General features: G+C 57.6%; 12 protein-coding genes and 1 pseudogene. 8 read left to right on the forward strand and 5 right to left on the reverse strand.

Going from position 1 to position 15154, the window contains the following annotated elements; translation table 11 throughout:
- Positions 1 to 122: 122 nt before the first annotated feature.
- The 7 genes from IB264_RS31125 (at position 123) to IB264_RS31155 (ending at position 8526) form a co-directional block, all read left to right on the forward strand.
- Positions 123 to 647 carry a YcnI family protein gene (locus IB264_RS31125; protein WP_192434917.1) on the forward strand — a complete coding sequence of 175 codons (525 nt, stop codon included), beginning with the start codon at positions 123 to 125 and terminating at the stop codon, positions 645 to 647.
- A 22-nt stretch (positions 648 to 669) separates the two neighbouring features.
- Positions 670 to 2283 carry a copper resistance protein CopC gene (locus IB264_RS31130; protein WP_192434919.1) on the forward strand — a complete coding sequence of 538 codons (1614 nt, stop codon included), beginning with the start codon at positions 670 to 672 and terminating at the stop codon, positions 2281 to 2283.
- A gap of 120 nt (positions 2284 to 2403) precedes the next feature.
- The gene (locus IB264_RS31135) at positions 2404 to 2943 is read left to right on the forward strand and encodes a cytochrome c oxidase subunit 3 (protein WP_192434921.1); all 540 of its coding nucleotides are present in this window, start codon (positions 2404 to 2406) and stop codon (positions 2941 to 2943) included.
- 3 nt (positions 2944 to 2946) lie between these two features.
- Positions 2947 to 3231 carry a cytochrome C oxidase subunit IV family protein gene (locus tag IB264_RS31140; RefSeq protein ID WP_051509235.1) on the forward strand — a complete coding sequence of 95 codons (285 nt, stop codon included), beginning with the start codon at positions 2947 to 2949 and terminating at the stop codon, positions 3229 to 3231.
- Between the two features lie 547 nt (positions 3232 to 3778).
- Entirely contained in the window at positions 3779 to 4972 is a 1194-nt protein-coding gene (locus IB264_RS31145) for a cytochrome P450 (RefSeq protein ID WP_246811856.1), read from the forward strand.
- Positions 4973 to 5261: 289 nt separating this feature from the next.
- The gene (locus IB264_RS31150) at positions 5262 to 6485 is read left to right on the forward strand and encodes an NnrS family protein (protein ID WP_192434923.1); all 1224 of its coding nucleotides are present in this window, start codon (positions 5262 to 5264) and stop codon (positions 6483 to 6485) included.
- A 325-nt stretch (positions 6486 to 6810) separates the two neighbouring features.
- Positions 6811 to 8526 (forward strand): GMC oxidoreductase, encoded by a 1716-nt coding sequence (locus IB264_RS31155; protein WP_192434925.1) that lies wholly within the window; start codon positions 6811 to 6813, stop codon positions 8524 to 8526.
- A gap of 433 nt (positions 8527 to 8959) precedes the next feature.
- Here the strand turns inward: IB264_RS31155 and IB264_RS31160 are convergent, their stop codons facing one another.
- The 5 genes from IB264_RS31160 to ugpB all read right to left on the reverse strand — a co-directional run bounded on the left by IB264_RS31160 (position 8960) and on the right by ugpB (position 14343).
- Positions 8960 to 9394, reverse strand: a complete 435-nt coding sequence (locus IB264_RS31160) for a hemerythrin domain-containing protein (protein WP_192434927.1) — start codon at positions 9392 to 9394, stop codon at positions 8960 to 8962.
- Between the two features lie 777 nt (positions 9395 to 10171).
- Positions 10172 to 11224, reverse strand: coding sequence for a sn-glycerol-3-phosphate import ATP-binding protein UgpC (locus IB264_RS31165; protein ID WP_057210625.1), 1053 nt, complete (start codon positions 11222 to 11224; stop codon positions 10172 to 10174).
- Positions 11224 to 12072 carry a sn-glycerol-3-phosphate ABC transporter permease UgpE gene (gene ugpE / locus IB264_RS31170; RefSeq protein WP_025428914.1) on the reverse strand — a complete coding sequence of 283 codons (849 nt, stop codon included), beginning with the start codon at positions 12070 to 12072 and terminating at the stop codon, positions 11224 to 11226. The genes IB264_RS31165 and ugpE overlap by 1 nt, the downstream gene beginning before the upstream one ends.
- A gap of 9 nt (positions 12073 to 12081) precedes the next feature.
- Complete coding sequence (gene ugpA, locus IB264_RS31175; protein WP_057220613.1) at positions 12082 to 12963, reverse strand: sn-glycerol-3-phosphate ABC transporter permease UgpA; 882 nt, start codon at positions 12961 to 12963, stop codon at positions 12082 to 12084.
- Between the two features lie 72 nt (positions 12964 to 13035).
- The gene (gene ugpB, locus IB264_RS31180) at positions 13036 to 14343 is read right to left on the reverse strand and encodes a sn-glycerol-3-phosphate ABC transporter substrate-binding protein UgpB (RefSeq protein ID WP_057210627.1); all 1308 of its coding nucleotides are present in this window, start codon (positions 14341 to 14343) and stop codon (positions 13036 to 13038) included.
- Between the two features lie 589 nt (positions 14344 to 14932).
- Here ugpB and repC point away from each other — a divergent pair.
- Positions 14933 to 15133, forward strand: a pseudogene (repC, locus tag IB264_RS34935) (replication initiation protein RepC); the annotation flags it as partial.
- Positions 15134 to 15154: the final 21 nt, after the last annotated feature.

Genomic DNA, 15154 nt, shown 5'->3' on the forward strand with positions numbered 1-15154 from the left:
ATCAAAGTTGCCTGGAGCACTCAAGTCTATTTGCTTTTTTAGCGTCGCGGCTGGCGTGACGTCGAAACAATCGGACCGAGTCTCCTTGAATGACAACGGTCATAGAGTGAAGGAATTACGAGATGTCCATGCTCAAGACTTCGTTGGCCGCCATCTTACTGGCGGCCGGAACGGTCTTTCCTGCCATGGCGCACATAACCCTCGACAACGGCAGCGCAAAGGTCGGATCAACCTATAAAGCCATTCTGCGGGTCGGGCACGGTTGTGACGGCAAGGCTACGGTTGCTCTTAGGGTGCGGCTTCCGGAAGGCGTAATTTCAGTGAAGCCCATGCCCAAACCCGGTTGGAAAATCGAGAAGACGCATGGCGAATATGCGAAAGCGTACGAACTGCACGGTCAGCAACAAACAAGTGGCGTCCGCGAACTGATCTGGTCAGGTGGCAACCTGGCGGACGACGAATACGACGAGTTTGTGTTCCGGGCTTACATCACCGACGCCTTCAAGCCGGGTGCAACGGTCGCGTTTCCCGTTGTTCAGGAATGCGTAGGCGGGGCTACGACAAGGTGGATCGAGATCCCGACTGACGGGAAGAGCGCTGACGATTACGAACATCCCGCGCCGACTTTGACCATTATCGAAAAGTGACGACGCAGGCGGGGGCATAGGCATGATCCGTACTTTCCAACTTGCCCGCCCCCGCAACGCTTCTGTGTTGGTATTTCTGGTCACCCTTGCGCTCTGCCTGGTTATGCCTTGGCAGCATGCCTTTGCACACGCAGTCTTGGTCTCCTCCACTCCGGCGCAAGGAGAGCGTCTGACCTCCCGGCCGCTTCAACTGTCCCTCCGGTTTTCGGAAGCTGTGACCCGCGTCGACCTCACGCTCGTCGACCGCAATGCGAAACCAGCCAATCTGCCAGCGACGATTTCCGGCAACGACGTCGTGGTCGAGCTCGCCGAGCCGCTAGGGGAAGGCGCTTACGCTCTAAATTGGCGGATCCTTTCCGAAGATGGCCACCCCGTCGCGGCCTCCGTCGTCTTTGCTGTTGGCGCTAGCTACGACATGAGCGAGTTGAAGGATGACACAGGAGGCGCGGAGCGGGTTGGGCTGTTAACACTCGGAACGAAGTTTCTATTCTACCTGGCTTGCCTGTTCGGCATCGGCGGAAGTTTCTTCTCGTTCTGGATCGCGCATGGAGCGCCGACAAGAACCACAATCACTCTTCTATATACCGCGGCGGTATGTGCTGTGTTTCTGATCGGGCTCCTCGCAGTTGAAAACAGCGCGTCATGGGCGGCGTTGCTTGGAGCGAAGGCTTGGGCCGACGCACTGGATAGCAGCCTGGCGCGTTCGATATTCTTGGTGGGACTAGCGCTCCTACTGGCAGTTTGTGCAAGGCCGCGAGCGATAGCCGGCAAGGCGCTGGCGTTTGCATCGCTGGCTTTGATTGGCCCCGCTTTTGCCTTGACGGGACATGCGTCCGGCGCTGGAATTAAATGGCTCTCCTTTGCCGCGGTATCACTTCATGTGACGGCGGTCTGCTTCTGGGCGGGCTCGTTGCCTGGTTTGTGGCATGTTCTAGGGGCCCGCCATCAAGGGCAACGTGACAGTTTACTGAGGTTCTCGGCCGCAATTCCCTACTCGATCGCCGCCATGCTGGTCGCCGGAGGGTATCTCGCCTATGTCCAGGTTGGCTGGCTCCCCGCGATCTTGGGTTTTGATTACGGCAAGGTTCTGCTCGCGAAAGTGACATTGGTGAGCGGCGCACTTGTACTCGGCGCGTGGAATCGCTTCGTTCTAACGCCACGTGTCGCGTCGGGCTGCCTTCGTGCGGCCAAAAGCATGAAAAACCTAGTCTCGGTCGAAGTTTTCCTGGTCGTGCTGGTATTGGCAGTCACGTCATTGTGGCGGTTCACACCGCCGCCCCGTGCGCTCGCGCTAAGGCAGCCAATCGCCACATCCGTTCACCTCCAGGATGCCGAAACAATGGCAATGCTGGCGTTCGAAACGACGCCCGATCTGATCTTCAATGCAGAGATATCTGTGTCGACTGCCGAATTTGCCGGCTTGGATCCTCGTGAAGTCACACTTGAGATGTCGTCGGTTGACGGCTCGGTTTCAAAATTCAAGGTGCCTATCCGTCGAGTGTCGCCGGGTTTCTGGAGCGTGCAGCACGTCCCGGTACCCTGCGATTGCGAATGGAACGTCCGCCTCGATCTGCTCATTTCGGATTTTGATCTGGTTAGCTTGCAAAGCCGAGTCAAATTGCTTTCCGGCGGTTGAGCCTCTCCAACCATTTACGATCAGCATCGCGAAACGCGCACTCGGACCATTCTTTGTGCAAGCACAAAGAACGCCGCGGTGTTTTGTAGCACCAGTGCATAAAGTGGAGATTTCGAGTTCATGGCAGTTGAACTGGCGCAAAGCGACGAACCGAATGATGATCTGATCCTCTGGATTCTCGTTTGGAGCGAATTGTTTGCGTTCGGCGTCTTGCTTGGCGGGTTTATGGTGATGTCGTATCTTCACCCGGACAGCTTTTCGCTTGCCAAAATTCATTTGAATGGGCGGCTCGCTAGTCTCAATACGCTCGTATTGATCGCAAGTGGATGGTTGGCGGCGGAGGCGGTGCGTGCGACGACATACCAAAAGCGAAGGTTCGCCTTGGTCGCATCAGCGATGCTTGGATTTTTGTTCGCAGCGACGAAGGTCGTTGAATATCAAGGCGAGTTACGGTTCATCGGTGACGCGACATTCAATGCCTTCTTCGAACTCTACTTCATGATTACAGGTTTCCATCTCGCGCATGTCGTATTCCTGAGCCTGCTCATGTTGCTGATCGCACGAAGGATGGAGCGATCCAATGTGGTGTTGGTTACGACTGTCTGGCACGTGATTGACATCGTCTGGCTGGTAATTTTTCCCGTGATCTATCTGGGGTAGATGATGCAAGCGAACAATCCCATATGGCTGCTTGGTCGAGCGGCAAAACTACTGTTGCTTGCTATCATCGCCGCTCTTATCTCGGCTCAATGGAAGCACGAAGCTGTTCCGTTCACGGCTTTCGGCGTCATTCTGATCCTAACCGTCATCAAATCGCGCTGGGTGGTGGTCTACTTTATGGGGCTGCGTGATCTACGCCCTCGATTATCGATGGCACTCGTCGGGTGGTCCGCATTCTTCGCGGTCGCCGCAGGCACAAAGGCGCTACTCGCGACATATGGCTCCTGAGTAGGGGCCATGGACGGGTGAAAGAGGTCTACACTCACGCCGTACCACACATGCCGGGAAGGGCGATCTGGTATCAGACGCCAAGTCAAGGGCGGGCGGTTCGCGCCTGAATCCCGAGCGATATCTGGTGCATGGTCGACTATGCTGCCAAACAATTGGCTGACGATCGGGATTTGTCACGGCAGCGGGGAAGCTTCGCCAGGTTGTGCTTCGCGTTTGAATTTTTGCTGCCCAGACGACAGTCTCGAATAGTTGGCGCGGCCGGATCTCAATTCGAGGGAATATCATGGAGCGAAAGGGGTCCTCGCATCGGGCTTTCGAACTCGGGGGCGGAGACTTCAAGATCCAATTCACGCCAGCGAAGCTTGCTACCATCCGGTCTTCTCCAGCCCGGGTGGTCGGAGCCGTGATGGAGGAACTCATATCGAGCAAAAATTGGGCTTCAAAATACTTGAGCGTGAGCGTGCGCAAATTATTTGAGTGACGACAAAGAACGCGCCTGCCGCTGATGCACATATGGGCACATATTGGCGGAAAGGGCGCATGAATGGAATCGGCAGCGGGAGAGGCTTCCAACCAGCACAAGTCTTCTATGGAGACAGTCTCCGATTGGGATCCTCGCAGTCGCGAGGTTCTAGCCAATCAGATCCAGGCCTACGACCAGATGCGCGAGGCGTGCCCGGTGGCCTATAGCGACTACCTCGGATGGTCGCTTTTCCGCCATACGGATGTCTTGCAGGTACTGAACGATCACGAAACCTACAGCAACGTTGTTTCACGCCACCCGTCAGTTCCCAACGGAATGGATCCGCCTGAACATACACACTACCGGCAGATGATCGAGCCCTACTTCGCGGTGGAACGGATTGAGTCCTTCGAGCCGGCATGCCGCCGGATTGCTCGCGATCTGGTCGCCTCACTCAAGAAAGACCCGTCCAGCGAGTTCATGATGGGATTTGTTGAACCATATGCCATACGAATCCAGTGTGGCTTCTTGGGCTGGCCCCGATCATTGCACGAACCATTACGGCAATGGGTCCGGAAGAACCGCGAGGCGACGCTGGTCCGCGATGCGAATGCTCTTGCGTCCATAGCGCTCGAATTCGATGGCTATATCCGATCACAGCTGGAAATACGCCAGCAAGCCGGCGCTGCTGCACCGGACGATATCACCACCAGCTTGGTGCGGAAGGCCGTTGATGGACGGCTGCTCCGACATGCGGAGATCGTTAGTATCTTGCGCAACTGGACCGTGGGCGAACTGGGTACCATCTCCGCCTGCGTCGGTATCATTGTCCATTTCCTTGCGGAACATCCCGAAGTCCAATCACAGCTACGCCGTGACAGGGCTTTCCTTCCGCAAGCCGTGGACGAAATACTTCGTCTCCATGGACCATTGATTTCCAATCGGCGCGTTGCGTCTCGATCTGTGGCAATCGGTGAGCGGACGATCAAGGCAGGGGAAAGGATGACAGTGATTTGGGCATCTGCAAACCGTGACGGTGCAGTGTTCGAGGATGCGGACCAGTTCCGTCCCGATCGGGATCAGTCGCAAAATCTGCTCTATGGTGCGGGGATCCATATCTGCCCCGGCGCAGCATTGGCAAGGATGCAACTGAGGGTCGTCTTGGACGAACTGCTTAGCGGCATCGGGAACTTTGTCCTTCCTCTCGGTACCGAGGCTATCCGTGCGGTCTACCCTGCGGGCGGGTACGCATCATTTAACCTGCAAATCAATTGATGCTTCCGTTGCTGCAGTCTGCCCTCCGCACGAGCGAACACCATCGTGGTCGGCAGTGCAGGTTTGGGAACAGACCAAGACCGGAACAATGGCTCGGCAAGACGGCAGCTCCGATCTCGGCAAAATTGTCGGGTGCCGCGGAATTCTCGCACCGCGACGGCGTCTGCACTGCGTTCGATACCGGACGGTGCAACTCAACTGACGATCGGGTGATGCATATACATTTTGAGAACGCAGGACGGCTTGCGCGCTTTGGGGCTCAATCCAAGAGGGGCATTTGATATCAGGGGTGGTCAATTCGAAGTCTATTTGGCAGGCACCCTACCGACCGCTGTTTTTTCTCGCCGGACTTTGGGCGCTCGTCGTACCCCTTGTCTGGATACTCCCGGAAGAAATCGCGCTGGAGAGAGTCAGTTGGCATAGTAGCGAGCTTTTGTTCGGCATGGCCGGTGCTGCTGTAGGGGGCTATCTCCTTACGGTCTTGCCCGCGTGGACGAAGAGAGGTCCCGTTCCACCTGCGGTCACAATAATTGCTTCTTCCCTTTGGTGCACTGCCCGGCTCACGGCAGCATTCTCGACGCATTTCCCGCATCTCGCATCTGTCATCGGGGCATCTGCATATTTCGTGTTCTTGGCGGCTGTCCTGGCGGTTGCGTTGTTAAAGGCCGCGGCGTGGCACCGCCTGTGGGCACCACTCGGAGCAGCCGCACTTGGAATTAGCGCCGCGCTCTCCAACGTTTACGGCTTGAACTCGATAGGTTCGCCGTGGGGGATTTATAGCCTGTTGATCACCGCGATTGGTGGACGCGCCGTGCCTGCCTTCACGCGGCATTGGCTCGTCCGGACGGGGACACAGACCCCCTTTCGCGATCGGCCGGCATTTTCGTACCTGGCGATCCTGGGTATTCTGGCCGCCATTTGTCTTCGAGGCGCGATCCAAAACATATCCGGCTACCTGTTGATGCTTTCAGGCGCTGTGTTGTTGCTGCAAATGGCGAGTTGGCAAAGCCTCAAGGCCGCGCGGTATCCGGCACTGTTTATCCTGCATATCGCCTTCGCCTGGATGCCGGCGGCGCTCATCCTGAACGGCGTTGCTATTATCTTTCCCGCCCAGTTCCCACCGATCGCCGCCCTGCATGCAATGACGATGGGAGCTATGGGAACGATGATCGCCGCCTTCATGATGCGGTCGGCCTCGGTTCGTAACGGTGAGAGGCTGATCCTCAGCAGGCCCACGACTTGCGCGTTCAGGCTTCTATCTGTCTCCGCTTTGCTGCGTGTTTTTGGCGACGGCAGGAGTGCCGCGTATTTCGAACCCGTTGTTGCCGCGGCGGTCTGCTGGATGGCCGCGTGGGCTCTCTTCATGATGGTCTTTGTTCAGGCGATGAGCCGTCCTGTGCCCAGACCGGTCTTTAGTGCGGCCAGCCGCAATCAGGCTTACGGCAAGCGGGAAAGTGACGTTCGACCTTATTTGCAGAACACGGCAAACCGGTGCGCGGTGGGTCGGCCCTAAAGCGTCCTGGCGGTGATCCAGAGTTGGGCAGCCGCTTCCGCAGTGGCAAGCCCTTGTCGAAGCGGTGCAACAACCAGCACCCCTTACCTTCAGCAAGCGAACGGCTTTGATCCAACGCAATGTTCTCTCCATCCAGGGCTGTAAACTGCGCGGCAAGGAGGACGGAGGAGCCGATGCGAAAGAGCGTCCAGGATGGGGTTAGCCGCAACTGCGTAGTTACTCGCAAGCCAAAAGGGATGCGCTTTGCCGATAGGGTGCAGCGCTTCGCTCATCGATCATTGTGCACAGGTTGGACTTCCGTTTCCTCGAAGAGAACTCCCCTTAGATGAGGATAAGGCGGCTTTCGGAGTTTGACGACAACTCCATCATCATAGCGGATATCGTAATCGTGGGGGCTGGCCCTGTGGGCCTGACAATAGCCGAGGAGTGTTCCAGGGCGGGAAGGAAGGTCGTCGTCGTCGAAAGCGGGCTTGAACTCGAAAGTCCCGAGCATTCTGCGCTCAATGAAGTTGAGAACGTCGGTGAGCTTCAAACCGAGGCACAGGTCCGCAAGAGGATAGAATTTCATGGTTCGCAAGCCAAGTTCTGGTCACCTGACGTACAGCCCTATGGCGTGCGATGCCGTGGCCTTGGCGGATCCACACACGCATGGGCGGGAAAGTCGGCCCCATTTGATGCGCTAGACTTTCAGGCTCGAAGCTGGGTGCCCTATTCCGGCTGGCCAGTCGATCACGAACACATCGTGCCCTATCTGCTTCGTGCAATGAAGGTCCTCAACCTATGCCCAAAGGCACCGCCGGAACGTTTTGACAACGAAGGGCTACGTTCATTCTACTGGCAGTTTGCTCGCTCTCGCGTCGATCGCCTTGACATAATGCGCTTCGGACGAGAATTCCTGGCCCGCCGGCCGACCAATACCGATGTTCTTCTCGACGCGACAGTGAGCCGCGTGGGTGTGAACGGCGATGGATCCCAGTTTTCGCGCATCGATGTCGTAAGTGTTGGGGGCAAGCGCGCGCGCATTGAGGCCACGATTTGCGTGCTGGCTGCTGGCGGGATTGAGAATGCCCGGTTGTTGCTAGCGTCCACTGATGTCTTTTCGCAAGGAATCGGCAATCACTACGATGTCGTCGGGCGATTTCTTATGGACCACGTTGCGGCACGCGTGGGGCGGATCCCGACCGATCGAATGGCAGCGCTCACAAAGCTCTTCGGCTTCTATGGAGTTCACCACGAAAATCGTGCGCACATGTTCGCCCATGGTCTTGCTCTAACCGCTGCTGCCCAGGAACGCGAACAGATATCGAATGCCGCTGTCTTTTTCTCGACAGAACGTGCACCAGACGATCCATGGGTCGCCTTGAAAAGGCTGTTGCGTTCGCGCAGCGACAATGTCGGACGTGATGTTCTTTCCGTTGCCGCCGGTTCGGGATTCATCGCCAGGGGGATTGGTATGAAGATCCTTTCGGACCACCGCACACCCAAGGTCTTCAAGGATCTTATCGTCAACACGGCGATTATGATTTCGCCAAATCTCGTCGCCGACGAGTTCCAGTCCCGGGGTCTGCCTCACAAGTTGAATGGGTTGCGCATAGAAGCGATCTGCGAACAGGCGCCAAATCCAGCGAGCAGGGTTAGCCTCAGCGAGCGGACGGACAAGTTCGGCGTACCGCTCGCCAAGATCGATTGGCGCATTAGCGATCTCGAATACAAAACGTTGCTCAGGATTGCCGAATTATCGCATGAAGCTCTCGCCCGTGCTGAGCTCCCCACCCCGAAACTGGAACCTTGGGTCACAGAACGGCGCACACAGGATCTCGTCATCATCGATATGGCGCACACGCTTGGAACGACGCGCATGTCGACGAGCCCAAAAACTGGTGTCGTCGACCTCAATTGCAGAGTTCATGGCATCAACAACTTGTACATTGCCGGCGGCTCGGTGTTTCCAACCAGCGGTCACGCCAATCCGACGTTGACGATCCTTGCTCTTGCAATCCGGTTGGCCGATCATCTGAATTCGGAACTGGAGCGAGGCTAAGGGCAAAGAAATGCGCTCAGTCTCCGCCGCGGGCGCATATCGCTTTTAATAGCGTGACACCTATCAAGTTTACGCTTTCCCAGACGTCCCCGTTTGCCCCCGGCACCGCTCGACAGCCGTCCCGTAACCCCACCTGCGCCGCCAACATCACGGTCAGAGCAGGTCCGACCAGATGGGACGGGCGGCAGTTCGTTGGGGGGGAGGAAGTCCCGGAGTATCACCGAGGCGAGTGCCATGGCTCGGTGCTGTCGAGCACGGCGGAAACGATCTCATCCTACGGGCGTGCGCTGGTGTAAATCAGCGCTTGGCCCGCCCGCCGCGAGCCGGGGTGCCGACAAGAAGTCGGGCCACCGGAGATTACCCGACCCGCATAGTGGTGCGCCAGTACCGCGATTGATTGATCCGTTCTTGGCCATGTCGCGACAAGCGCGCGTTACTGAAAAATCTCGCGAGCTTCGGCCTTAGCCGCTAACAGCGCCTCCACTACAAGGCTCTCGGCGTGAATATGCCGGCGGAGCGCTTCCTGGAAGCCGTGCAGTAGACGGGCAATGGTGTCTGGCCCGAGATCAGACCGGCCATCGGCCAGCGCGCAAAAGAGGAGTGAGAGTTCCTCTGCCGCCAGCCGGTCGCAGCGATGATCAGCCTTCAGCCTTTCGATGGCCTTGGCGGCGAAGAGCGAACCCGCGTTGCGATCGAAATCGGGAAAGAGAGTATGCTCTTCGAGGTCATGAACCTCCTTCAAAATTGCTGGGATCGACTGCGCAAGCTCACGAACTGGTTCGCTCGCGCTCATCTCGATGTCCGCGGCAACCTCCTCGAGCCGAAGGCAAATCGTGAGCAGTTCGCGGTGGAGCGCTTCCAGGCGCATGATATCTGCAGCGCCAAGCGGGCGCGACGTTGCGTTCAACTCCACCTCCTATCACCCTAAGAATGCCACACCATCCTGGTGGCGGTCGTCGCCTCGGCCGCAAGCGTTCGAACTCCCTGGGTGCCATCCAGCACGTTGAAGTCTCATGCTCGACTACCTGTTCGGATATGACGATCTCCATTCTTCCCCATCATGCCGCTTGCGCCGACGCTTCTCATTGCGCAGGCGCAAAGACTGGGCCACTCTCGACCGTTCGACATGGTCCTTGGACACCGGAGTTACTTTTTGTTTTCGGTCGCTGGCCGTCGGAGGCGACGATCGAGAGGCCCATCGCGCATCGTGATGCCGCTACAGTCCGGCATCCCACAATCTGAAATTCCTGCGTTGCCGAAGAGCAGCATCGCGAGCTCCCGGAGTTCCTGCCGTGCAACCAGCAGCGTTCGCTGCTTGGTTTAATATATTCAAAGAAGTCTATGTAAAGGCGAGATATTCCTGGCAACTATCGCCCCAGAGACTTGATGTGGCTGGTTGGCCGCATCGATGCACTCATTGGTCTCGTGGAAAGCGTCCGCAGCACCGACCTCGAAAACCTAAGGTACAGACCGACAGCTCATTTGGCACTGTGGAATAACTAGTAATATCAGCTGATTATCCGAACCTGTTGATCTAGAAAATCATCGCCTGCGATACAAGACACGCGGAACGATCGCTCCATTCCGCCGCCGAGGCAAGGCTCATTGATTTTGGCGAGGTTGGGAAGCCGCAAAGCACGTGTTTTTAGGACACGCGCTTGCCCCTATCGTCAAACACATGCAGGTCCTTGGCCAGCGCGCCGACGGTCACATGATCGTCGATCTGCCTCACCGATCGCCCTGGGACTCGGAACACAAGATCCTGGCCATTGGCGAATTTGCCATGCACATAACTCTCCGCTCCAACGAGTTCGATGCTGTCGATGCGGACCTTGGCGGTGAAATCAAAGTCCGGAGCGGTGGGTTCACTGACAACGAGGTCTTCCGGTCGGATGCCGATCGTAAATGCGCCTGCTGGTTTGGGCACATTGGGCGAGATCGACCAGCCCTCAAGAGTTTCAGCATGTTTGAGCAGGTTCATCGACGGTGAACCGATGAACGTTGCGACAAAAGTCGTTGCCGGTTTTTCGTAGAGTTCGATCGGTGATCCGACCTGCTCGATCTGTCCGCCATTGACCACGACCAGCTTGTCGGCAAGCGTCATCGCCTCCATCTGGTCATGCGTGACGTAAACGCTGGTCGTGCCAAGAGACCGCTGCAAGCGCTTGATTTCGATCCGCATCTGCCCTCTCAACTTGGCGTCGAGATTGGACAGTGGCTCGTCGAACAAGAACGCGGCCGGTTCACGCACGATCGCCCGCCCCATGGCCACGCGCTGGCGCTGGCCACCGGACAACTGGCGTGGTTTGCGGTGGAGATACTGCTCGATCTCCAGGGTCTTGGCGGCAATCGCGATACGACGCTCGATCTCGTCCTTCGGCGTGTTGCGGTTCTTCAGCCCGTAGGCAAGGTTCTGATGCACGGTCATATGCGGGTAGAGCGCGTAGTTCTGAAACACCATCGCAATGTCCCGCTCGGCGGGTTCCAGATCATTGACTGTTCTGTTGCCGATGACGATCTCGCCGGAGCTGATGCTTTCGAGACCCGCAATCATGCGCAGAAGCGTGGACTTTCCACATCCAGATGGGCCGACGAGAACGACGAGTTCGCCATCATCGATCTGCAGCGAGACTCCCTTGATCGCCTCGATATTGCCGCCATAGACCTTGCGGACGTTGTTCAGGGTAATTTGAGCCATTACTTCTCAGTCTCCACAAGACCTTTGACGAACCAGCGCTGCATCAGCACGACGACGAGGATCGGCGGGATGATCGCGAGGATCGCGGTTACCATCACATAGTTCCAGGGCGTCGAGGCGTCGGTGAAATCGACCATGCGACGCAGGCCGATGATGATGGTGTTCATCTTCGCGTCGTTCGTTACCAGCAACGGCCAGAGATACTGGGTCCAGCCATAGATGAAGAGAATGACGAACAGCGCGGCGATGTTGGTTTTCGAAAGCGGAAGCAGGATGTCACGCATGAAGCGAAAGGGGCCGGCATTGTCGATGCGCGCCGCTTCCACCAGTTCGCCCGGGATCGTCAGAAAGAACTGCCGGAAAAGAAAGGTCGCCGTTGCCGAAGCCATCAAAGGCAGCGTCAGGCCAGCATAGGTATCGATCAACCCGAGGTCGACGATCACCTTGTAAGTGGGCAGGATGCGCACCTCGACCGGCAGCATCAGCGTAATGAAGATCATCCAGAAGAAGACCATCTTCAGCGGAAAGCGAAAGAAAACGATCGCGAAGGCCGAGAGGAACGAGATGACGATTTTGCCGACGGCGATGGCAATCGCAACGACCGTCGAATTGAACAAGAGCCGCTCAAGGCTGACGCCGACCACGCGCTCGACGCCGCCAGACATCGCCTCCGTATAGTTCTCGCTCAGTTGATCGCCGAGGGTCAAGGACATCGGCGGACGGATGATCTCGACCGACGTCCGGCTGGAGGCGACGAAGGTGTAGTAGATCGGAAAGGCGACGATAATGACGCCGATGATCAGCACGAGATGGCCGATGAAATTGGCGATGGGACGTTTTTCAATCATCGGCGCGCCTCATGAGTAGTGAACCCGCTTCTCGACGAAGCGGAATTGGAACGCCGTCAGTGCGACGACGATGACCATGAGAATGACCGATTGCGCGGCGGAACTGCCGAGGTCGAGATTGACGAAGCCATCATTGTAGACCTTGTAGACGAGGGTTTCCGTCGCCTTCGCCGGTCCGCCGCCGGTGACAGCATGGATGATGCCGAACGTGTCGAAGAAGGCGTAGACCGTGTTGACCACGAGCAGAAAGAAGGTTGTCGGTGCCAAAAGCGGGAAGACGATCGTCCAGAAACGCCGCGCTCCGCGCGCGCCGTCAATCGATGCAGCCTCGATCAGCGATTTCGGGATCGCCTGCAGACCGGCGACGAAGAAGAGGAAATTGTAGCTGATCTGCTTCCAGGCAGCCGCGACGATCACCAACGCCATGGCCTGGTCGCCGTTCAGAAGCGGATCCCAGGCAAAGCCGTTGCGCCGCAAGATATAGGCAAATGTCCCCATCGCCGGATTGAACATGAAGAGCCACAGCATACCGGCCACTGCAGGTGCAACGGCATAGGGCCAGATCAAAAGTGTGCGGTAGATGTTTCGGCCGCGAACGACCCGGTCTGCCGCCGTTGCCAACAACAGAGCGACAGCCATCGAGAGCAACGCCGTCGCCAGGCTGAAGACCACTGTGACCTTCAGCGAATGCAGGTAGTCCGGGTTTGCCAGAACGGCGCGAAAGTTGGCAAGGCCGACGAAGCCGGACTTGAGCCCGAACGGATCCTCGCGAAGCACGGATTGATAGAGCGCCTGGCTCGCAGGCCAAAAGAAGAAGATGACCGTGAGCACGATCTGCGGTGCGAGCAGGAGATAAGGCAGTATTTTATTGGGAAAGACGACAGGCTGCAAAGCGACCCCCTTCTTTGCGCGAGGAGATGGACTGCCCCGGTTCACGCCCGGGGCAGTCCTGCTATTGCATCGTTAGTTTCCGATGGCTGCCGCGATTGCGGCGTTCGCCTTCTTGGTGCCTTCGGTCAGGGCCGCTTGCGCATCCTTCTGCCCGGCGAGCATCGCCTCGAACTCTTCGTTGAGGATGTCTCTCACCTGCGGAAGATTGACGAGCCGCACACCCTTGGAGTTTTCCGTTGGCGCCTTGCCCATCATCTGCAGAATCGGCGTTTCACGGCCGGGGTTCTTTTCATAGAATCCCGACTTCTTGGTTTCCTCATAGGCGGCGAGGGTAACAGGCAGATAGCCCGAGACCTGATGCAGGCGTGCCTGGATTTCTGTCTTCGACAGGAAATTAAAGAACTCGGCGATGCCCTTGTATTCATCGTCGGATTTTCCGCCGAACACCCAGAGGCTTGCGCCGCCCGGGATCGTATTCTGCGGACCGCTGCCCTCGTAATAGGGCAACTGGCCAATACCGTATTTGATACCCGACTTGATGATGTCGCCGAGGCCACCGGATGATTCTGTCAGAATGGCGCATTCACCTGATGTGAAGAGCTGCTTTGCTTCCGAGGTGCGGCCGCCATAACGGAACGTACCGTCCTTTGCGAGATCGGCTATCGCCTGGAAATGCTTGACGAACAGCGGTGCGTCTACCTTCAGTTCGACGTCGGGGCCGGCAAGGCCGTTCTCGTTCGTTCCGTAAGGCACGTTGTTCCAGGCTGCGAAGTTTTCGGTCTGGATCCAGGTGAGCCAGGTGGAGGTGAAGCCGCAGGCCGAAGCGCCGCTCGCCTTGATCTTCTTGGCCGCGTCGAACACCTCCGGCCAGGTCTTCGGCGGGTTCTCCGCATCGAGGCCGGCCTTCGTAAACGCGTCCTTGTTGTAATACAGGATCGGCGACGACGAATTATAAGGGAAGGACAGCATCGTACCGTCCGCCTTCGAATAATAAGCGACGATGCCCGGCAGGTATTGATCCTTGTTGAATTCGTAACCGCCCTTCTGGAGCACCTCTGCCACCGGCAGGATCGCGCCTTCCGCACCCAGCATCACACCGCTGCCTGCGTCGAAGACCTGCAGGATGGCGGGCGCCTGCTTGGAGCGGAACGCGGCAATGCCGGCGTTCAACGTTTCCGGGTAGGTTCCTTTGAAGACGGGCACGACTTTGTAGGCGGTCTGGCTGTCGTTGAATTCCTTTGCCAGCTTGTCGACAACTTCGTTGTTGGCGCCGGTCATGGCGTGCCACCAGGAAAGCTCGGTAGCGGCCAATGCGTTTGAAGCAAGGCCGACTGAAAATGCGGACGCGACCACGACGGTCCAGTTCAAATGTCTGAACATGATTCCTCCCATTTCTCAAAAGCCAGGGCATTTGGCACGCCCGGCAAAATCGATCCTCCTCGATCGAAGCTTACGCAACCTTCGCTGCGAAACCAAAAAGTAGTAGAAGCGAAATGAAATGAATATGCAACGAAAATATGACAATAGAACGCGTATTCCACTTAACCATGACGTGCCGTGTTCTCTTCACCGAGGCCGGTGGAAATCCCAGCCAAATCTGCGCGATTGGGCGAGATTGTTGCCCCTCGGTTTTGGCTGCCAGGGCGTGGGCGCATGGTCGCGAAGCGTGAAATGCCTCGGGAGTGCGGAGCGGCTTGCCGGGGGTAGTCGGTCCCGGTTCCCGGCCTGCGGCCGGCGCTTGCGCTGAACCTCCGCGGCGACCCTTTTAACCGGTCAAGCCGCGCGCGAACGGGCTTTGGCCGCGATAGCGGCCGCCGCCTGGTACGCTCATCCTTTTCTGGGCGTGCAGCATGACCAGCGTGGGCACATCGCGCGCACGGAGCCAGTTTCGCAGAGATGCCCAGCCGGCAAGGCATCAGGCTCAGTACTGTTAAGCCTGCATCGGAAGCGACCTTGGACTTGTCTTTTCTATCAGGATGCTTGTGAGGCGATCGGACCGGAAAGCGTCGCCGCAACGATGGCCTGCATTCTCGAGAAGGCAGGCTACATCAACTCGGCCGGCGGTTGTCTGTGCTATTTGACGGCAAAGGCGCGGCGAGGGGAGTTTTCGCTCGGACCAGTGTTGATGGCGTTGTTGCGAGCAAATGGCGCTTCAGTCCGGGAGCCTTAGTAGCGCCCAAAGTGGCGGTCT

This window comes from Ensifer sp. ENS11, assembly GCF_014851895.1.
In the GTDB taxonomy this organism is placed as follows: domain Bacteria; phylum Pseudomonadota; class Alphaproteobacteria; order Rhizobiales; family Rhizobiaceae; genus Ensifer; species Ensifer canadensis.

Excerpts from the sequence above, each read along its gene's own strand:
- IB264_RS31125 (WP_192434917.1), top strand. The coding sequence starts at position 123 with ATGTCCATGCTCAAGACTTCGTTGGCCGCCATCTTACTGGCGGCCGGA.
- ugpB (WP_057210627.1), bottom strand. The coding sequence starts at position 14,343 with ATGTTCAGACATTTGAACTGGACCGTCGTGGTCGCGTCCGCATTTTCA.
- IB264_RS31160 (WP_192434927.1), bottom strand. The coding sequence starts at position 9,394 with ATGCGCCTGGAAGCGCTCCACCGCGAACTGCTCACGATTTGCCTTCGG.
- IB264_RS31165 (WP_057210625.1), bottom strand. The coding sequence starts at position 11,224 with ATGGCTCAAATTACCCTGAACAACGTCCGCAAGGTCTATGGCGGCAAT.
- IB264_RS31155 (WP_192434925.1), top strand. The coding sequence starts at position 6,811 with ATGAGGATAAGGCGGCTTTCGGAGTTTGACGACAACTCCATCATCATA.
- IB264_RS31140 (WP_051509235.1), top strand. The coding sequence starts at position 2,947 with ATGCAAGCGAACAATCCCATATGGCTGCTTGGTCGAGCGGCAAAACTA.
- IB264_RS31130 (WP_192434919.1), top strand. The coding sequence starts at position 670 with ATGATCCGTACTTTCCAACTTGCCCGCCCCCGCAACGCTTCTGTGTTG.
- IB264_RS31135 (WP_192434921.1), top strand. The coding sequence starts at position 2,404 with ATGGCAGTTGAACTGGCGCAAAGCGACGAACCGAATGATGATCTGATC.
- IB264_RS31145 (WP_246811856.1), top strand. The coding sequence starts at position 3,779 with ATGGAATCGGCAGCGGGAGAGGCTTCCAACCAGCACAAGTCTTCTATG.
- ugpE (WP_025428914.1), bottom strand. The coding sequence starts at position 12,072 with ATGATTGAAAAACGTCCCATCGCCAATTTCATCGGCCATCTCGTGCTG.